This window comes from Accumulibacter sp. (genome assembly GCF_036625275.1).
In the GTDB taxonomy this organism is placed as follows: domain Bacteria; phylum Pseudomonadota; class Gammaproteobacteria; order Burkholderiales; family Rhodocyclaceae; genus Accumulibacter.
On the sequence record NZ_JAZKUD010000001.1, the window covers coordinates 183,513 to 201,782 of the forward strand.

General features: G+C 61.1%; 23 protein-coding genes and 2 tRNA genes. 3 read left to right on the top strand and 22 right to left on the bottom strand.

The annotated features are described in order from the left end of the window. Window positions 1-22: 22 nt before the first annotated feature. From V5B39_RS00860 to V5B39_RS00875, 4 genes are read right to left on the bottom strand one after another with little or no spacing between them, the layout of a single operon-like run. Window positions 23-817 carry a peptidylprolyl isomerase gene (locus V5B39_RS00860; RefSeq protein ID WP_332340669.1) on the bottom strand — a complete coding sequence of 265 codons (795 nt, stop codon included), beginning with the start codon at window positions 815-817 and terminating at the stop codon, window positions 23-25. Between the two features lie 57 nt (window positions 818-874). Then, window positions 875-1,192, bottom strand: coding sequence for a BolA family protein (locus tag V5B39_RS00865; protein ID WP_332340670.1), 318 nt, complete (start codon window positions 1,190-1,192; stop codon window positions 875-877). After that, window positions 1,189-1,491 (bottom strand): YciI family protein, encoded by a 303-nt coding sequence (locus V5B39_RS00870; protein ID WP_332340808.1) that lies wholly within the window; start codon window positions 1,489-1,491, stop codon window positions 1,189-1,191. The genes V5B39_RS00865 and V5B39_RS00870 overlap by 4 nt, the downstream gene beginning before the upstream one ends. Then, window positions 1,491-2,024: a septation protein A gene (locus tag V5B39_RS00875; protein ID WP_332340671.1), complete on the bottom strand. Its 534-nt coding sequence runs from the start codon at window positions 2,022-2,024 to the stop codon at window positions 1,491-1,493. Before V5B39_RS00875 ends, V5B39_RS00870 begins: the two co-directional genes overlap by 1 nt. Before the next feature lie 141 nt (window positions 2,025-2,165). On the opposite strand from V5B39_RS00875, the gene V5B39_RS00880 reads away from it, so the two are divergent. Beyond that, window positions 2,166-2,241, top strand: a tRNA-Ala gene (locus V5B39_RS00880). A gap of 19 nt (window positions 2,242-2,260) precedes the next feature. Further along, window positions 2,261-2,336 (top strand) — tRNA-Glu (locus V5B39_RS00885). On the opposite strand, the gene V5B39_RS00890 is transcribed toward V5B39_RS00885, so the two are convergent. From V5B39_RS00890 to bioB, 15 genes are all read right to left on the bottom strand, one after another. After that, a complete protein-coding gene (locus tag V5B39_RS00890) occupies window positions 2,296-2,514 on the bottom strand; it encodes a hypothetical protein (protein ID WP_332340810.1) in 219 nt (72 codons plus the stop codon). The genes V5B39_RS00885 and V5B39_RS00890 overlap by 41 nt on opposite strands. A gap of 218 nt (window positions 2,515-2,732) precedes the next feature. Then, complete coding sequence (locus V5B39_RS00895; RefSeq protein WP_332340672.1) at window positions 2,733-3,395, bottom strand: response regulator transcription factor; 663 nt, start codon at window positions 3,393-3,395, stop codon at window positions 2,733-2,735. Between the two features lie 114 nt (window positions 3,396-3,509). Beyond that, window positions 3,510-5,267: an ATP-binding protein gene (locus V5B39_RS00900; RefSeq protein WP_332340673.1), complete on the bottom strand. Its 1,758-nt coding sequence runs from the start codon at window positions 5,265-5,267 to the stop codon at window positions 3,510-3,512. 32 nt (window positions 5,268-5,299) lie between these two features. Next, entirely contained in the window at window positions 5,300-5,923 is a 624-nt protein-coding gene (locus V5B39_RS00905) for a Maf family protein (protein ID WP_332340674.1), read from the bottom strand. Then, window positions 5,923-6,393 carry a 23S rRNA (pseudouridine(1915)-N(3))-methyltransferase RlmH gene (gene rlmH / locus V5B39_RS00910; RefSeq protein ID WP_332340675.1) on the bottom strand — a complete coding sequence of 157 codons (471 nt, stop codon included), beginning with the start codon at window positions 6,391-6,393 and terminating at the stop codon, window positions 5,923-5,925. The genes V5B39_RS00905 and rlmH overlap by 1 nt, the downstream gene beginning before the upstream one ends. After that, window positions 6,390-6,767, bottom strand: a complete 378-nt coding sequence (rsfS, locus tag V5B39_RS00915; RefSeq protein WP_332340811.1) for a ribosome silencing factor — start codon at window positions 6,765-6,767, stop codon at window positions 6,390-6,392. Before rsfS ends, rlmH begins: the two co-directional genes overlap by 4 nt. Window positions 6,768-6,774: 7 nt before the next feature. Next, window positions 6,775-7,449: a nicotinate-nucleotide adenylyltransferase gene (nadD, locus tag V5B39_RS00920; protein WP_332340676.1), complete on the bottom strand. Its 675-nt coding sequence runs from the start codon at window positions 7,447-7,449 to the stop codon at window positions 6,775-6,777. After that, window positions 7,442-8,218, bottom strand: coding sequence for a BPSS1780 family membrane protein (locus tag V5B39_RS00925; RefSeq protein WP_332340677.1), 777 nt, complete (start codon window positions 8,216-8,218; stop codon window positions 7,442-7,444). The genes nadD and V5B39_RS00925 overlap by 8 nt, the downstream gene beginning before the upstream one ends. 13 nt (window positions 8,219-8,231) lie before the next feature. Next, window positions 8,232-8,885: a DUF2189 domain-containing protein gene (locus V5B39_RS00930; protein ID WP_332340679.1), complete on the bottom strand. Its 654-nt coding sequence runs from the start codon at window positions 8,883-8,885 to the stop codon at window positions 8,232-8,234. 28 nt (window positions 8,886-8,913) lie between these two features. After that, window positions 8,914-9,879 (bottom strand): homoserine kinase, encoded by a 966-nt coding sequence (locus V5B39_RS00935; RefSeq protein ID WP_332340812.1) that lies wholly within the window; start codon window positions 9,877-9,879, stop codon window positions 8,914-8,916. Window positions 9,880-9,922: 43 nt separating this feature from the next. Continuing rightward, window positions 9,923-10,264 (bottom strand): DUF2782 domain-containing protein, encoded by a 342-nt coding sequence (locus tag V5B39_RS00940; protein WP_332340681.1) that lies wholly within the window; start codon window positions 10,262-10,264, stop codon window positions 9,923-9,925. 68 nt (window positions 10,265-10,332) lie between these two features. After that, the gene (locus tag V5B39_RS00945; RefSeq protein ID WP_332340683.1) at window positions 10,333-11,454 is read right to left on the bottom strand and encodes a hypothetical protein; all 1,122 of its coding nucleotides are present in this window, start codon (window positions 11,452-11,454) and stop codon (window positions 10,333-10,335) included. Window positions 11,455-11,485: 31 nt separating this feature from the next. Continuing rightward, the gene (locus V5B39_RS00950) at window positions 11,486-12,760 is read right to left on the bottom strand and encodes an amino acid permease (RefSeq protein WP_332340684.1); all 1,275 of its coding nucleotides are present in this window, start codon (window positions 12,758-12,760) and stop codon (window positions 11,486-11,488) included. Window positions 12,761-12,854: 94 nt separating this feature from the next. After that, on the bottom strand, window positions 12,855-13,742 hold the full coding sequence (bioC, locus tag V5B39_RS00955) for a malonyl-ACP O-methyltransferase BioC (protein ID WP_332340685.1): 888 nt from the start codon (window positions 13,740-13,742) through the stop codon (window positions 12,855-12,857). Window positions 13,743-13,757: 15 nt separating this feature from the next. Further along, window positions 13,758-14,750, bottom strand: coding sequence for a biotin synthase BioB (gene bioB, locus V5B39_RS00960; protein ID WP_332340686.1), 993 nt, complete (start codon window positions 14,748-14,750; stop codon window positions 13,758-13,760). A gap of 69 nt (window positions 14,751-14,819) precedes the next feature. On the opposite strand from bioB, the gene V5B39_RS00965 reads away from it, so the two are divergent. Next, window positions 14,820-15,527, top strand: coding sequence for a ComF family protein (locus tag V5B39_RS00965; RefSeq protein ID WP_332340687.1), 708 nt, complete (start codon window positions 14,820-14,822; stop codon window positions 15,525-15,527). A gap of 106 nt (window positions 15,528-15,633) precedes the next feature. Here the strand turns inward: V5B39_RS00965 and V5B39_RS00970 are convergent, their stop codons facing one another. From V5B39_RS00970 to V5B39_RS00980, 3 genes are read right to left on the bottom strand one after another with little or no spacing between them, the layout of a single operon-like run. After that, on the bottom strand, window positions 15,634-16,530 hold the full coding sequence (locus V5B39_RS00970) for an adenylate/guanylate cyclase domain-containing protein (RefSeq protein ID WP_332340688.1): 897 nt from the start codon (window positions 16,528-16,530) through the stop codon (window positions 15,634-15,636). Window positions 16,531-16,533: 3 nt separating this feature from the next. Continuing rightward, the gene (gene ttcA, locus V5B39_RS00975; RefSeq protein WP_332340689.1) at window positions 16,534-17,412 is read right to left on the bottom strand and encodes a tRNA 2-thiocytidine(32) synthetase TtcA; all 879 of its coding nucleotides are present in this window, start codon (window positions 17,410-17,412) and stop codon (window positions 16,534-16,536) included. A gap of 27 nt (window positions 17,413-17,439) precedes the next feature. Further along, a complete protein-coding gene (locus V5B39_RS00980; RefSeq protein WP_332340691.1) occupies window positions 17,440-18,177 on the bottom strand; it encodes a pteridine reductase in 738 nt (245 codons plus the stop codon). Window positions 18,178-18,270 lie beyond the last annotated feature (93 nt).

An 18,270-nucleotide genomic window follows, 5' to 3' on the forward strand; every position in this document is an offset into this window, starting at 1 on the left:
GCCCTTCCGTAGGGAAAGACTGCTACTGGACTTTTGCCTTGGCACGCAGATCATTCACATATCTCTGGATCTGCTCCTGTTGCAGGCGCTGCGCCAGTTGCGGCTTGATCTGGTCAAACGGGGGGGCAGTCAGCGGACGGCTGTCCTCAAGCAGGATCACGTGATAACCGAAATCGGTCTTGACCGGGGTTTCGGTGTACTTGCCCTTGCTCAGACTGCCAACCGCATCGCCAAACGGCTTCACGTAACTGGCCGTGCTGTTCCAGCCAAGGTCGCCGCCTTTGTCCTTGGAGCCAGGATCCTTGGACTGCTTGGCCAACTCGTCGAACTTGGCACCCTTCTTCAGATTGGCGATGATGGTTTTGGCTTCGTCTTCCTGTTCAACCAGGATGTGACGGACCTTGTACTCGGTATTGCCCATCTGGGTCTTCATCTTGTCGTATGCGGCCTTGAGATCCTGGTCGCTAATCGGGTGCTTCTTGACAAAATCCTGAACGAAAGCGCGGATGAAGATCGCCTGCCTGGCCAGATCGGCTTGCGCCGATACATCGGGTTGCTTGTCAAGGTTCAGCTTCTTCGCTTCCTGGACCAGCAGCTCGCGACGGATCAGTTCTTCACGAACCGCGTTCTTCAACTCGGGAGTATCGGGGGCGCCCTGAGCTTTCTGTTCAGCGACAAAGGCGTTGGCGACGGTCTGAGGAATGGCGACGCCGTTGACGGTGGCCACCGCGCCGCTGGCAGCCTTCTGGGCTGCCGCCGGGAACGAGATAAGCGCACCGAGCAGCAACGCGCTGGCGAGTCGGGAAAGCTTGTGCATGTCTGATTTTCCTTCGGTTGGGTTGAGTTGGTTGGGGTTGAAGTAAAACGGGTGTGCTCAGGAAGTCGTCGAGGTCATCGCCGAATATTCTGCAGGGGTCAGCGCCTGGATGCTCAAGGCATGAATCCGGATCGGCACCAGGTCATCAAGCGCGGCATGCACCAAGCGATGACGTGCCAGACGGGCGAGCTCTGCGAAAGCATCCGAGACGATCAACAGGCGATAGTGGCCTCCCCCACCCTGCGCACCGGCATGCCCGGCATGCCGGGCCGAGTCGTCGATCACCTCCAGGCGAATCGGCGACAGCGCTGTGAGTCGTTGCTGAATGATCGTGACAACGCTGGCAGCAGCACCGGCGGCGGGCGCGTCGGTCACGCCGGCAGGGCTTTCTTGAATGGCTTGACGGTTACGGTCGTGTAGACCCCGCTGGCGACGTAGGGGTCGGCGTCAGCCCAGGCTTGGGCCGCTTCAAGCGAAGCGAACTCGGCAACGATCAGGCTGCCGGAGAAACCGGCCGGCCCAGGATCGGGAGAATCGATGGCAGGAAAGGGACCCGCCAGCAGCAAGCGACCGTCATCCTGCAGCGCCCTGAGACGCTCGAGATGAGCCGGCCGGGCAGCGAGACGGTCGGCCAGTGAGTCCGGACGGTCTTCGCCAACGATGGCGTAGAACATCATTTAGTCTCCTCGATGTACTTCGACAGCATCAACCCCTGAATGACCACAAAAACCAGCATCAGCCCGGTCGCACCAAACAGTTTGAAGTTGACCCAGTCGTCTGTCGAAAAGTTGAAAGCCACGAAAAGGTTGGCGATCCCCATGAAAATGAAGAAACCGACCCATGACCAGTTGAGTTTGCTCCAGGCCGCCTCCGGCAGTTCCATCTGTTCGCTGAGCAACGCCCGCATCAGGTTCTTCCTGAAGAACAGCGTGCCTCCGAGCAGCGTCGCTGCAAAGGTCCAATAGAGCACCGTCGGCTTCCACTTGATGAAGGTCTCGTCCTGCAGGATCAGGGTCATGCCGCCAAAAACCATGATCACCACCAGGCTCACCCAAAGCATGGTGTCAATCTTGCGACCCTTGAACCATAGCCAGCCAATCTGCGCGAAGCTCGCAACCATGGCTACCCCGGTTGCGACGTAGATGTCGAAAACCTTGTAGGCGATAAAGAAAAGGATGACCGGGAAAAGATCGAAAAGGAACTTCATGGCGGATACAGTAAATGGATCGAGCGATTATGGCCGATATAACAGACTGCTGTCCATCACTACGGGCCATCTGGCCATCGCGAGTGACGCAGCGCTTTACAGCAGGGTGCCGAATCCCTATAATCCCGCCTTCTTTCGGGCGGGGGTATAGCTCAGCTGGGAGAGCGCTTGCATGGCATGCAAGAGGTCCGCGGTTCGATCCCGCGTACCTCCACCACAAGCCGAAAGAGTTCCGGGTCCCCATCGTCTAGAGGCCCAGGACACTACCCTTTCACGGTAGGTACCGGGGTTCGAATCCCCGTGGGGACGCCAACGATACCCGTATCCGATTAGCTGGTGCCTGGCCGAAAGAACTAAAACACATCCTCAAAGCGAGCCGAGTGCAATTCAGCGATGCGCTGGACGATGGCCAATCCAAGCCCACTGCAAGCCCACTGCCTTCGGTACTGACCTCGCGACCGCGATAAAAGCGTTCGACAAGCCGTGGCAAACCCTCCGGCGAAACACCCGGCCCGTCATCGGCGACAGCGAGCAGGATGTCGTCGCTGTGTCCGTTGTGTCCGTTGTGTCAATTCCTCGGCTTCATGGCGGGCCTGATCATGGCTGAAGATGGCGACCAGTCTCCAGACCAGGAGGGCGGTGGCAAAGACGGCGCGCAGCAGGTGCCAGCGCAGTGACTGGCCTGGCGCACCGGGGGGAGCCGCGGCATCAGTTGGTGTCGCCCAGACAGTAGCCGAGACCGCGAACGGTGCGGATGAAGCGGGTGCCAAGTTTCTTGCGCAGGTGATGAATGTAAACTTCGACGGTGTTGCTGCCGGTTTCTTCACCCCAGGCGTACAGACTTTCTTCGAGCTGACTGCGCGTGCGGATGTGCTGCTTGTGGCTGAGCAGGTCATGCAGCAGGGTATATTCGCGAGCCGACAGGACCACCGGCTGGCCATCGCGGGTCACACGCTTGCTGGCCGGGTCGAGCACCACTCCAGCGTGCTCGAGCATTGGCGCTGAAGCGCCGCCGGCACGGCGTATCAACGCTCGCAAGCGCGCCTGCAGCTCGAAGAGGTCAAAGGGCTTGGTGAGGTAGTCATCAGCCCCGGCGTCGAGCCCGGCGATCTTGTCGGCACTGCTGTCGCGAGCGGTGAGGATCAACACCGGCAACGGGTTGCCACTTTGCCGCAAGTCCTTGAGGACCGACAACCCGTCGCGCTTCGGCAAGCCGAGATCGAGAACGCAGGCCTGATACGCATGGTCGAGCAGTGCCAGACGTGCCGCGTCCGGATCACGCACCCAGTCGACCGCGTAATCGGCCAGCTTGAGACCGGCACGAATGCCGTCTCCAAGCAAGATATCGTCTTCAACCAGCAGAATGCGCACCGAGCTGTTTCCCTTCCCCAATCAGGACAGGTTCCACATTCCCAGCCGATCGATCGCCTGGGGATACGACAGAATGTGGCTGGCGGGAAGTGTGCGGAACAAGCAAGCAACTCCTCACAGCCAGCGCGCGAGGACCGAATACAGTTCGGCCTGCTTGAACGGTTTGGCGATGAAATCGTTCATGCCGGTACTGAAGCAGCGTTCGCGGTCATCTTCAAAGGCGTTGGCCGTCAGGGCGATGATCGGGATGCCACTCTGCTCGCGGGTGCCCAGCGCTCGTTCGTGAGCCCGGATCCGGCGGGTTGCTTCGAAACCGTCGAGTTCCGGCATCTGGCAGTCCATCAGGATCAGATCAAAGCGCTGCGCGGTGGCTCTCTCAACCGCCTGCAGTCCGTTTTCAGCCAGACTGACTTGCAATCCGAGAGCTTCGAGAAACGCCTGCACGACTAACCGGTTGACGGCGTTGTCTTCAACCAGCAGCACCTGCCCGGACAAACGCCGTTCGACGGTTGCAGCGGGCATCCGTGCTGCCGTGTTGGCCGGGTTTTGCTGGGCAGCCTGGAACGGCACCTCGAACCAGAAGGTCGATCCCTTGCCCGGTGTACTGTCGACACCCATCGTGCCGGCCATCAAGGTGACGATCTGCCGGGAGATTGCCAGGCCTAGCCCGGTACCACCGTAGCGACGCGTGTGCGAAAGATCAGCCTGGGCAAAGGCGTCGAAAATATGCCTCTGCTCTTCTTCGGCCAAACCGATGCCGCTATCCCGTACGGAAAAGCGCAAGCGTTGCTCACCAAGGCGTTCGACCGACACCGAAACCCCTCCCGATTCAGTAAACTTGATCGCGTTTCCGACCAGATTGGTCAGCACCTGACGCAGGCGCAGCGCATCGCCATGCACGCTGCTGGGGACATCGTTGGCAACCTGCGCGGAGAGGGCCAGACCCTTGCTGCCGGCAGTGGCGCCGAATCCATCGACCAGATCAGCGAGCAGGGCGCGCAGGTTGAAGTCTTCGGCCCGAAGTTCCAGTTTGCCCGCCTCGATCTTGGAAAAGTCGAGGATGTCGTTGATCACCCCCAGCAAGCCCTGGCCAGAGCGGTAGAGGGTATCGAGAAGACTGCGCTGCTGCTCCGACAGCGGTGTGGCGAGCAGCAGTTCGGCGGTGCCGAGCACGCCATTCATCGGCGTGCGGATTTCATGGCTCATGGTGGCCAGAAACTGCGACTTGGCCTGGCTCGCGGCCTCGGCAGCCTCCTTGGCTCGATGCAGATCGAGACGCAGGCGGATGGCATCGATGGTCATTTTTTCGAAACGGCGGGCGTTCGAGAAAGTGATGTACACGAATAGAAAAGTAACTGCTCCGGTAATCTGCAGGCCGGTATTGCCGGAAAACATCAGCCACAAGCCCATGGACACGAGGGTCAACCCGGCCAGTGGCACGAATGACCGGAAATAGGCAGCCAGGGAGAACATGCCGGTGGCCGCAACGCCAACCAGATACATGCCGATGAAAAACTGCATCGGATGGCCGTCTGTCGGAAACAGGACGCTGCCGACGGTTGCCCAGATCAGTCCTGCGGCGCAGGTGCCGATGACGAACCGCCTGGCCCAGAGCGGCGCTGCGGCCACCGTCGGTCGGGTTTGCCGATACGCCCGGATCAGCAGATAGCGGAACAGGGCCACGAGATGATGCAGTGCGTACCAGCCCAGCAACAGCGCGTGCGGCGCCGACGGCCAGAGCACGAGCAGGATCAGCGTCGAACCGATCATCGACATCGCCAGCGTATGTGGCGTCAGCCGGTAGATCATGGCGATCTGCTCGGCGAACACCTGCGCACCGATGTCGTCATATTCGCTGCCGCTGCTGCCCATGGGCGGTATTCCCGATCTTCGAAAAGCGTTGCTTACAGTCTGAAACCGAAGCGTTTCAGCAACTGTGCCGTTTCGCACAGCGGCAGACCCATCACGCCGCTGTAGCTGCCGGCCAGATACTCGATGAACATGCCGGCACGCCCCTGGATGCCGTAAGCGCCGGCCTTGTCCATCGGTTCACCGCTGGCGACATAGTGACCAATCTCGTCATCATCGAGAAGGCGAAAGCGCACCTCGCTGATCGACAGGGCCAGTTCGATGCCCTCCCCGAAGGCGATGGCTACTGCCGTCAGGACTCGATGCGTATGGCCGGAAAGGCGCTTCAGGATACGCCTGGCATCCTCGGCGTCACGCGGTTTGCCGATCAGTTCGCCGGCCAGTTCGACCGTGGTGTCCGCGGCCAGAACCGGTTGCGGAGAGAGTTTTCGCCAACGGACAACACGACCGCCGTGTTCCGCCTTGCTGCGAGCGATACGCTCGACGTAGCTCGTCGGGTTCTCGCCGGGCAGCGGCGTTTCGTCCAGGGCAGGGTCGTCACGGGGTGCATTGCGTGGCACGATGAGATCGAAAGCAACGCCGATTTGCGTCAGCAGTTCGCACCGACGTGGGCTGCGCGAAGCCAGATGCAGGCGCAGATACGGCATCTCGACGGACATCAACCCTCCCTGTGGTAAGGATGATTGCGGACGATGCTGATCGCGCGATAAAGCTGTTCGCAAAGAATCAGCCGCGCCAGGGCATGCGGCAGGGTCAGGCTCGACAAACGGATCGCTTCGTCGGCCTGTCGTTTCAAGGCTTCGTCGATGCCATCGGCACCACCGATGACGAAGGCTGTCGCACCCCCGGAATGCATCCAGCGAGCCAGGCGATCGGCGAGCTGCAGCGTTGGCAGATCAACGCCACGCTCGTCAAGGATGACCATTCGCTGATAACCCTGCAGGGCGGTCAGCAGGCGGACCTTCTCGGCGGCGAGCAATTGTTCGCGACTTTTCGATCCCCGCGGTTCCGGTTTGACTTCGACGATCGACAGAGGCAATTCGCGCGGCATGCGCTTGACGTACTCGGCGCACCCCTGGGCCACCCATGCGGGCGGTTTGTGGCCGACCGCGAGGATGGCGAGTTTCATTCCTCACCGGTAAGCGCAGTCTCGACGGCGATCCGTTGCACGCGCAAAGGTCCCTTGCCACCCCACAATTCTTCCAGCTTGTAATAGCTGCGAACCGCCGGTTGCATGACATGCACGATGATGTCGCCGAGATCGATCAGCACCCACTCGCCAACGGCCTCGCCTTCGCAGGAGAGGACCTGCCCGCCGGCAGTGCGGACCTTGTCCTGAACGTTCTGGGCCAGCGATTTCACCTGACGGTTCGAGTCGCCACAGGCAATGACCATGCGGTCGAAGAGTGCGGTCAGGCGACGGGTATCGATGACCTCGATATCACGGCCCTTGATGTCTTCGAGCGCATCGACGACGAGTTTTTCCAGTTGGGGCAATGGTATGGGCAAATCAGCACTCCGGGTAAAGGTGTTCGGTTTGAATATAAGCGATGACTTCGTCGGGCAGCAAGTAGCGGGAACTGTGGCCTTTGGTCAGCAGGCCGCGAATCTGTGTCGCCGAGATTGCCAACTGGCTCATCGTGAAGGTGACGATACGTCCGGCAGGCGATTCGGCCAGTGCTGCCGGGCTGGCCGAGAAGCGGTCGTGATAGCAGCTCGCCAGATCGGCCGGCAGGCAGGCATCCTCGATCGGAAACCCAGGACGCTGTGCAACCGCGAGGTGCGCCAGATCGAACAACGACCGCCAGCGATGCCAACCGGGCAGGCCGGCAAAGGCGTCGGCACCTACCAGCAGCACCAGTGGCCGTTGCCTCCCGCACTGATCGACCTGGCGCAAGCGTTCCAGGGTTGGCACGGTGTAACTTGGCCGATCCGCTTCGACCTCGGCGGCATCGACCGAGAAGCGCGGGTTGTCGGCAGTCGCCAGGCGCACCATCGCCAGGCGCTGTCGCGCGTTCACGTGCGGCCGGCTGCGCAGCGCCGGCTGACCGGCGGGAATCCAGCGCACGCCGGCAAGGTCGAGACCCTCGGCGGCCTCTTCGGCAAGACGCAGGTGACCGTAATGAACCGGGTCAAAAGTGCCACCAAAAATTCCCAGGGGCCGGTCGCCGGGGCGATCAGGCATGGTCTTCAATGGTGACGAAAACATCGCGGTAACTGATATAAAAGCTGGCAAACAGCGTTGGTGCAAGAACGAGGATCAGCAATACCGTCATCACCACCGCCAGCAGCGCGGCGCTGCCGGGCAGCAGGGTCGCCAGAATGCCGATGAAAAGCCCGGGTAGCAATGTCGCGACCACCGCGATGGCCAATGAATAAACCAGAAAGGCGCGCCAGTTGCGCAGGCAGGCGACGAAACTGAAGAAGAGCGCCTTGGCCGGCGGCAAGCCATGCCAGCCGGCGAGTACCGGCGCATACCAATAGGCCATCATCAGCGGACACAGGAAGAGTAGCGCGATCTGGGTGGCCAGCAGCAGGCTGCCATCGTTGACCACTCCCTCAGCAGGTTTCTGACCGGCCAGCATCATGGCCATCAGCGCACCGCCGTCGGCGAGCGCCGAAATGGCGAGGATTCCGACCGTTGCCGCCAGATAGAGGGCGCCCAGGACCAGCAGGCCGCGCAGGTTGCTGGCAAAACCCGAGAACAGGAGCTGCAGGGAGAGGGGCGCACCTTGCTCGATGCGGCGGCAGGCATTCATCAGACTGACCGAAAAGGCCGGGATGCACAGCGTCGTCGCCACTGTGCCGAGCACCGGGATGATATTCACCAGAGCCATCAACACCCAATAACTGACGACCAGAAAAGTGAGCATCAGGTGATTCTTGCGAAAGATCCGAAAACCATCGGCCAGCCAGCGCCAGCCTTGGGCAGCAGGAAGAGTCAGTGCTTGCATGTCATCAGGTCGCTCAGACGGCAATGAAAATATCACGATAGGAGGCATACACCGAACCGGCAAGCACCGGCCCGAGGACCAGGAAGCCGAGCCCGATGGGCAACGCAGCGAAGAAGCAGAGTATCAGACTGATCAGACCGTAGACCAGAAAAACCAGGAAGTTCCTGAGGCAGGCATGGCAGCTCGCCTTGAGCGCGTCGACCGGCGGCAGTCTGTTGAAGACCAGTAGCGCCGATGCGAACCCAATCGACAGGGTGATCGGCACGCCGAGCAGCAGCGACGACGGCGCACCCAGCAGCCCTCCACCGAGCATGGCCAGCATGTAAAACACGCCGAGCACCGCCAGGCCACCGGAGTGGCTCTGGAAAGCGGCGAAAAGATCACGGATTTCGAGTGTCTCATTGCGCTCGACCTTCCTGCAGGCAAGCAAGAGGCCGGCAGCCAGCAGGGGGGTCAGCAGACAAGCCGCGAGCCCGGCAAACCAGGGAACGATCGCCAGGCCAGACAGGATGACGATCAGGATGACCGTCATCGCCATCCAGACCCCCGGATTGGCGAGGAAGATCACCCAACCCTGTCTGAACCAGTCGAAGACATTGCCGACATCGACGCGGCGGCTGGCACCGTTGAACATCGGCGCGGGGATCGGGAAGGTTTCCTTGACCATGTCGGTGCGGACCTGAAGGGCGCTGATGCTAGCCGCCCTGTGCGGCCGCAGCAAGCTGGCCGTCGTGACGGTCCAGTGTGCGCCGCGCCAGCAGGATGCTACGGTAGGCACCCGGATCGCGTTTGATGACCAGTTCGCCGGATCGTGGCAGGTGGTGATCGTACAGGCGCGAGGTCCAGAAACGCAGTGCAGCTGCGCGCAACAGGGTTGGCCAGGCGGCCTGTTCATTGGCCAGCAATGGACGCCGCCGGCCATAAGCGGCAAGCAGTGCGGCGCAACGTTCGCTGTCGAGCCCGCCAGTCGCAGTGGCACACCAGTCGTTAACGGTCACCGCCAGATCGAACAGCAGGTCGTCGACACCCGCAAAATAAAAGTCGAGCAGGCCGCTCACCTGGTCGCCGACAAAGAGAACGTTGTCGCGAAACAGATCGGCATGGATGATGCCGCGCGGCAGGTTCATCGGCCGCGCGCGCTGCTGATAGCGCACTTCGTCACCTAACAGTTCGGCATCGTCCCGATCCAGCCAGGGCTCGATCTGTACGGCAACGCGCGCGCACCAGGCGCCATCGCGTTGATGCGCCGACTGGTCCGGGCAGGTCTGCGCGGCGATATGCAGCTCGGCAAGCATGCCACCGATCGCCGCGCATTGTGCCAGGTTCGGGTCGCTCTCGGCGCGCCCCGGCAACCGGCTGACGAGGACTGCCGGCTTGCCCTGGAGTGGGCCGACGTACTCGTGACGGCGGTTGGCAACAGGCGCCGGACAGGGAATGCCCCGCCCAGCCAGGTGCGCCAGCAATTGCATGTGGAAAGAGAGTTGCTCACCCGGCGCCTGCTCGAAAATGGTCAGTACGTAACGGCCCAGCGTCGTGTCGAGAAAGAAGTTGGTGTTCTGGACGCCCTCGGCAATGCCGGCGAGTGTCTTCAGGGTGCCCACTGCGTAGTCCTCAAGCCAGACTGCCGCTTGCTCGGCACTCAGCGGGGTGAACACCGACACGGCGTTCAAGCGCAGGTTGGCGACCGCAGGAACGGGCGAACCGTCAGAAAGTCCCGATCACCCAGGTCGGGACACTGACATCGGGAACTCCCATGGTCTCCCTGCTGAAGTTTCCGTCACCTTCCCGGTCAACCAGGTAGTAGGGAACGCCGTGCGCCGGTGTCACCTTGATCTTGTAGAGTTTGCCCTTGATCCGGTGTTCCTCGACGGTATCACCTTCGCGTTTGATGATCGTCACCTCGGGTTCCAATGCCGCATCCAGAGGAGCCATCTCCGGCGGTGGCGGCGGGACTGCCGGCAGGGGCTGCAAATCCGTCCGGTTCTGGGCAGACGCTGGCGCGGCAGCGACCATCAGCAGGGCGAAGAGGGCAAGAAAGCAACGCATGAGGAGTATCCCTGGGTGATTGACCGATCAGTGAGCAGTTCCACCAATCAAAGTGAATTGCCGGGTCTTCAGTAAGCTTGTGCCGTAGTTCCCACGGCCCGCCGCCGAACCACCTGGAGACATCGCTGGTTGCTGCCCTTCTGGTAACTAAACGAAAAGGGGAGTTCGCCGCTGGCCTTGCTGACACGATAGGCGGCCGCCAAGGATTGCTGGGACTTCGGATTGAACAAGGGATGAGGCCGCTCGAAATGGCCATACAGCGCCACGTCGCCGATCTTGCCCAGCTCGCGATAGTCAACGCCGGTTTCATCCTGCACGAGTAGTGGGGTATTAGTCACCAGCGCATCCCGTATGATCGAGAAAGCGGCATTCTGGGGCAAATGGGAGGCGGCCTTGAGAAGAACCGGATGGCGCGCCATGCGCGTTATCCAGACCCGCGACAATTCGTGGGATTCCAGGTAGGAATTGGAAAGATCCATGCGCACATAATCGACCCGCACGGTTTTCCCGGCCCGCGAGAGGGTCAGCCGGACTGCGTTCCAGGCCTCCGTGCGCGCGTTCACGAGAGGCTCGAATTCGCCGGTTTCCGGGCTCAGGGCAATGGGAGACACCTCGATCACTGCATATCCCAAGCGGGCAGCAAAGGCCATCAAGATAGGCGTCAGACCTATTCTGACCTGCTTGTCGCGGGCATCGGCATCCAGATCATTGGTGCGAAAGAAACCAAGGCGGCCGAACTTCCGCCACTCGCCACTGAACTTCCGGTAGAAATTCTGGCGAGCGGTTTCCGATAACTGCAACGGGTCCACCGGCGGCTGGGCAGGCTGCATGGCCACCAGCACATAGCGCTCAGCCGCAGGGAATAACTGGGCAACCGTCACCAGGTCCGGGCCCCCGAAGGGATAGAAAACCGTGCCGCCCGCCGGTGCAGCGACATGCTTGGCCGCCCAGTTTGCCGCTGGTTGGCCAATGCTATTGCGGTATGCCATCCACGACTGGTCCACCGTCTTGCGATAGGCCGCACCGGCCTCCGAAACATCGTTCGAGGTGGGTTGCTGCGGGTCCGGCAGGCCAGCGTAGGCACGGGCCAGCGAATCGGCAGTACGGGCACCGGCAGATCCTGCGCCCGACAACGCCAGGAACAGCCCGATCAGAACCAGATAGCGATGGCAGCGTAGCGAGCGAGGCATGGGCAGGAATCTCCAGAAACCGGTCAGTAAATCAGGCGAATCGGTACTTGCCGAAGCGCAGGAGAGAAAAAGCGAAGACCAGGAGCAGTGCAATGCTCACTTCCGCGGGACGTTGCACCGCACCCAGGATCAGGATGATGCTCATGACGCCAACAAACAAGGGAGCAAACAGATAGCGGGCGATAGCGGGCGTTTGTTCCTTGATCCGATACATGCCCAGCACACAGAGGACCGGGAAAACGCCGAGAAGGAACCCCATGATCGTGAGGATCTGCTCAAAAGTGCCGGTAATCACCATCAAGATGGAGAGCCCTGCTTGTAGCCAAAAAAACTGGGGAGCAACCTCGGCAGGAAGCGAAGAGGCGGGTTTCTGGGGAGTCAACCAGGAGAGCACCGTTGCCAGCACCCGCGGCCCAATGAAAGCGGAAGCGCCGAGCGAGGAGAGCAGGGCGAAGGCAACGATTCCGGAGAACCAGGCTGAGGCCTGGGTGCCGAAGAGCGATTTCACCAGGATCGCGATGACCGGGATGACGCCATCAATTTCGGTCGTCGGCAGGCTGTTGAGCAGCGCCAGGTTGAGGGTGACATAAAGAAGAAGGGTAATGATCGCCCCGATGACCATCGCATTACGTACGGTACGCCCCGGATTAGGGGCTTCCTCGGCCACATAAATGGCAGCGTTCCAACCGCTGTAGGCAAACATGACCAGCATCATGGCGACGCCCCAGTCGGGGCCGAAACCCGCCATCCTGGACACCGATTCGACATGGGCCGGCGCGGAGGGGGAGGCCAACATCAGGCCATAAAGACCGAGCCCGGCCAGGAGAGAAAACTTGATGATGGCCAGCAGGGTCTGGATTCGTATGCCTGACGGTCCCACGACACTGTGCAACGCGGTTACCAGGACAAGGGTGCTGCAGGCTACCAGTTCATGCGACAGCGCAAGGTGGGGCATTGCGGCATCCAGATAAGCAGCGAGGGCCAGCGAGGTGGCCGCGTTGGAGGCGGCAAAACCGACGACAAAGGACGTCCAGCCGGCAACCTCCCCAAGGACTGGGGAAAAGAATTCCCGCAGGATGGTCGCCTCACCACCGTTCCTGGGCAAAGCCTTGACGATGACCCCGTAGCAGAAGGCGCCGAAACAGGCCAGAATCCCCCCCATCACCCAGACAAGGATCACCGCCTCCGGCGCCTTGAGCAGAGAAAGTATGATTCCTGTCGTGGTCAGGATTCCCGTACCCAACATGCTGGCCACGACGAGGAAAGTAGCGGAAAGGGTGCTGAGAGGGTGTTTGATCGGAAGCATGCCTGCGAAAAGAATCCTGCGATTGTATCTTGGGATGGAACGGGATGGATAGCGATTTGATGATGACGGTGTCCGTTGCCCCTTTCAGACCGAATCAGCGTACGCGCTGTTTAGGGTCAAAACGGACGATTGCCCGCCCGTCGGCGGTCTTCCTCGGCGGTACCTTCCAGGCGTGTCCATAAACCACTTCGACGGTCGCCGGCAGCCGTCCGGCATTCGCCAGTCGCTGATAGGCGGCGCGTACCTCGGCCCAGGCTGATCGTCCCATCAGGCCATGCCGCCGAGCACGCATCGCACAGCCTGACCCGCTGCGGCGCAAATCGTTGAGCAGGTCGTCGAAGCTCGCGTAGGTCATCGTCAGCACCTCGGCATCCATCACCGGATCTGCAAAACCACACTCGACGAGCATGTCGCCGTAGTCGTGCATGTCGGTAAAGCGCTGGGTATGGACATAACCATCGCGAAAGCTGGTACGCAATTCCTTCAGAGTATCCGGCCCGAAAGTCGAAAACATCAGGAGTCCCTCGACTGCAAGCAGCCGATGCGCCTCACGAAACACGGCCAGGGGATCGTCAAGCCAGGGCAGCATCAGGTTCGACCACATGAAACCGATCGACTGCTCTGACAAAGGCAGGCTGGCGGCATCAGCGACCAGCAGCGGTGGCGGCCTGCCGCGCAGGAAAGGGAGCAACCAGCGCAGCCGCGAGCGCTGCGCCTGTCCGACCTGCAGCATCGCTTCGCAAAGATCGACACCCAACAGCAATGCTTTGGGATAACGTTCGCGCAGTGCGCTGAGACTGGCGCCGGTGCCGCAACCGAGATCCAGGACCCGCTGCGGTTCGATGCGCACATAGTCGAGGCGTTCGAGCATGCGCCTGCCAACTTCGCGCTGCAGTACCGCCACTTCGTCGTAGGTCGACGCCGCCCGCGCAAAATTTCGTTGTACCTGGCGCTGCTCGACGAACTGCGCCTGCGCTTTCATCGACGACCGGGGCGACTAGATCGGCCGTAGCCCAAGCTTCTCGAACAACACTTGATCACGGTCGGTCTCGGGGTTGCCGGTAGTCAGCAGCTTGTCGCCGTAGAAGATCGAATTGGCGCCGGCCAGAAAACACAGGGCCTGCAGTTCCTCGGCCATCGCCTGGCGGCCGGCCGACAGGCGAACGAAACTGGACGGCATGGTGATGCGCGCGGCAGCAATGGTACGCACGAACTCGAAACCATCGATCGGCGCCACGTCGGCCAGTGGCGTACCGGGAATCGGGACGAGATGGTTGATCGGCACCGATTCCGGCGGCGGATTGAGATTGGCAAGCTGGACGATCAGTGCCGCACGGTTGCGACGCGACTCGCCCATGCCGATGATTCCGCCGGAGCAGACCTTGATCCCGGCTTCGCGCACCTGGCCCAGGGTATCGATACGGTCGGCGTGTCTGTGGGTGGTGATCACCTGTCCATAGAAAGAGGCATCGGTATCGAGGTTGTGGTTGTAGTAATCGAGGCCGGCTTCCTTGAGTTCGCTGGCCTGTCCGTCCTTGAGCATGCCCAGGGTAACGCAGGTTTCCAGACCGAGGCTCTTGACCGCACGGATCATCTCGCCGACTTTCGCGAGATCCTTGTCTTTCGGACCCCGCCAGGCTGCGCCCATGCAGAAGCGCGAGGCGCCCTGGTCCTTGGCGGCCTGCGCTGCGGCGACGACTTCGTCGAGAGGCAGCAAGGCTTCGCGCCCGGTTTCGGTCTGGTAGCGTGCGGACTGGGAGCAATAGCCGCAATCCTCGGAACAGCCACCGGTCTTGACGGAAAGCAGCGTCGAGAGTTGAATTTCGTTGGCGTCAAAGTGTTCACGGTGCACCTGTTGTGCGCGAAAGATCAGATCCATCAGGGGGAGCTGGTATAGCGCCTCGACGTCGGCGACAGTCCAGCGCGCTGTGCGTGCCGTGGCAGCGGCGTGTTCGGGAGTAAGCGCGGCGGCTTGAGGAATGGCGTTCATGGTCTGTAAACCTAAGGGTTGGGGTAAATTAAGGCCCGGCAATACAAATTCCTTGCGAGCACTTGGAAGGTGTCAATCTTAACTCAAAGCGCCGGATTGGTTCGCAGATCGTGGGGGCGCCTGCTGTCGCAGGATTGCCTGCTTTGTGGCGCCGGCAGCGGCCAAACCCTCCTCTGCCGAGCCTGTGAGGCGGATTTGCCGCAACCGCCGTTGCCCGCCTGTGCACGCTGTGCGCTGCCGACCTTGCATGGCGAAGTCTGCGGTCGCTGCCTCGCCAGGCCACCGTACTACGATGCCACGTCTGCCGCTTTTCGCTATGCCTTCCCGATTGACAAGCTGGTGCAGTCGTTCAAGTATGGCCATCGTCTGGCACTCGCAGGCTACTTCGGCCGCCAGTTGGCCTGTCTGAGCGAAATCGGCGCTGCGGACCTGATCATTCCCTTACCGTTACACCCTTTGCGCCTTCGCGAACGCGGCTTCAACCAGGCGCTCGAACTCGCTCGCCCGGTCAGCCAGGCCTGCCGGATTCCAATCGACGCACGCAGTTGCAGCCGCATCCGTCACACGGCCATCCAGGCTGACCTGCCTTGGCGAGAAAGGGCAAGGAATGTGCGCGGGGCCTTTCACTGCACGTCTGATTTCACCGGCAAGCGACTCCTTCTGGTCGACGATGTGATGACTACCGGGGCGTCCCTGAACGAATTGGCACGTACGCTGAAGTTGCACGGGGCCGCGCAGGTCGCCCTGCTGGTCGTCGCCCGCACCATGCCTGTGTAATCGCCCGTCGCGCTCGAGCCGATTGCCGGTGCGGCCTGTCGCCTGTCCGGATGACACGCGGAAGCTTATACGCAGAAGCACGCACAACAACAGCGTTCAGATCGGCTCAAAGATGCTCGAACTCGGCAATGTCTGCACCCGGACTGCCCATTGGGGCGGCAAAAGCGATGACACCACTGCCGCGCAAGACCAACTCCTCGTGTTTCAGTAACAGCTCCGGCTCACCGTTGATGGTCACGAAAGTGCCATTGGTACTGGTATCCTTGATCACGAAATGCTCGCCTCGCCGTTCGATCAACGCGTGGTTGCGCGAAGCACGACGATCGTGAATCGCGATCTCGCAACTCACATCACGGCCCATCAGCAGGCGGGGCTGGTGCTTGTCGAGCACTTTCACAGAGCGACGATAACGGATGCAGAGCCGCAATTCCTGCTCCTTGACGGGGACGTACGGATCGACGACCACTTTGGCAGCATCGCTCGATGGCTCGGGCCAAAGCACTTCGAAGACCTGCCGTTGCGCAGGTTGTCCGGCGATCGACCGGTCTTTCAGGAGGCGTGTCGATGACTGCAGATGCGGCGACAACAGCGCCCAGGTTGCGCTGTTGGTCAACACCTGCCCGGCGCTGGCCAGCCCCGCCAGTGATTCGGCAGTGTGCACGCACTCGCCGAGGATCTCACCCCGTTCCTCGATCACGACACCGTGATGAAAACCGACCTTGATCGCCAACTGGACGCCGGAAACGGGTGGCAGGTCGGCAACCCGCCGCTGCATGGCGATGGCCGCCTGGCAGGCATCATTGGCGTTGGCAAAGACGGCAGTGAGGTCGTCCCGACCGGCCTTCATGATCTGGCCGTGAAAGCCATCGATGCCCCGGCGCATGCGTTTCATGTAACGGTCAACGGCGTGCAGGGCCTCGGTACCCCCGAGTTTCTCGAAGAGTCTTTGGCTTCCGGCAACTGCAACACACACGACCGATAGCGTTCTTTCCTTGCTGCTCATGCATCACACTCCCTGTCCCGTTAGCTGCGGCGATGAGCAGTCATCGCCAAGGGGCTGCGGGTCGAATACCGAATCGCCTCCCGCCATGCTGGTCAGCTCTGCTCCGGGACGCAGATCTTTGAAATCGAACAAGGCCTGGTCGGCCAGATGGGAGGGAACGACCTTCTGGAGCGCAGAAAATACCGATTCGGTGCGTCCGGGGTAGCGCCGGTCCCAATCAGCCATCATTTCGCGAACCTTCTGGCGTTGCAGATTGTCCTGCGAGCCACAGAGATTACAGGGGATGATCGGGTAGTCCATGCCGCGCGCAAAACGTGCGATGTCCGTTTCGCTGCAGTAGGCCAGCGGTCGGATCACCACATGCGCGCCGTCGTCGGTGACCAACTTGGGCGGCATGGCCTTGAGCTGCCCGGCAAAGAAAAGATTGAGAAAAAGCGTGTGCACAATGTCATCGCGATGGTGGCCCAGGGCAATCTTGTTGGCGCCGATTTCCTTGGCTGTACGATAAATGATGCCACGACGCAGTCGGGAACACAGCGAACAGGTCGTCTTGCCCTCCGGAATCTTGCTCTTCACCACCGAATAGGTATCCCGTTCGACGATCCGGTACTCGACACCAATTTTCGCCAGATAGCGCGGCAGCACGTCCACCGGGAACCCCGGCTGTTTCTGGTCGAGATTCATGGCAATCAGGCGAAAACTGACCGGCGCACGCTCACGCAAGGCCATCAGGAGCGACAGCAGCGTGTACGAGTCCTTGCCGCCGGAAATGCAAACCAGAACCGTATCGCCGTCCTCGATCATCTGGTAATCGGCAATCGCCTTGCCGGCCTGGCTCTCCAGGCGCTTTTTCAGGCGCAGCAGGGTATTCGACGGTTCCAAAGGGGTCCTTTCCAATCGCATGATGAATTACAGATGTGCGCTGCGACCGCCATCCACATTGATCACCTGACCGGTGACGTAGGTTGCATCTTCAAGCAGATAGTGTACCGCTCGCGCGATGTCCTGCGGACAGCCGGCACGCTCCAGCAAGGTATGTGCCACGATTGCTGCACGCGTGGTGCTGTCAAAAAAATCCTCATCAGGCCACAGGATCGGCCCTGGCGCAACGGCATTCACTCGTACCCGCGGCCCCAGTTCAATGGCCAGGGCACGCGTCAGCCCCAGCAGACCCGCTTTCGCTGCGCAGTACAGCGGATAACCGGCGAGTGGTCTTTCGGCATGGATGTCGGTGATGTTGACGACGGCACCGCGCGCAGCCAGCAAATGTGGCGCGGCAGCCTGGGTCAGAAACAGCGGGGCCTTGAGATTGCTGCCCACCAGGTCATCCCAGGCCGCTTGGTCAATGCTGCCGAAAGGTGTCGGAAAGAAGCTCGAGGCATTGTTTACCAGGGCATCGAGACGACCGAAACGGTCCACGGTGCCGGCCACCAGCGATGGCAAGGTCGCGAGATCCCGCAGATCGGCCTGCAGACACGCGGCTGAAAAGGGTCTGCGCGCATTCAGTTCGGCAACCAGCGCTTCGGCTGCTGCCGAAGCCTGACGGTAATGCACCATGATATTGGCCCCGGTCGCGTGCATTTCGCGCGCGATGGCGCAGCCTACCCGCCTGGCGGCGCCGGTTACCAGGATCGTTTTTCCGCTCATCCCCCACCCATTCCCATGCTATCCCAACGATCAGGAAAGCAACCAAGCCTTGATTTTAGCGGATTCTTGCCACCGCCTTCCGAAAAACGCGCC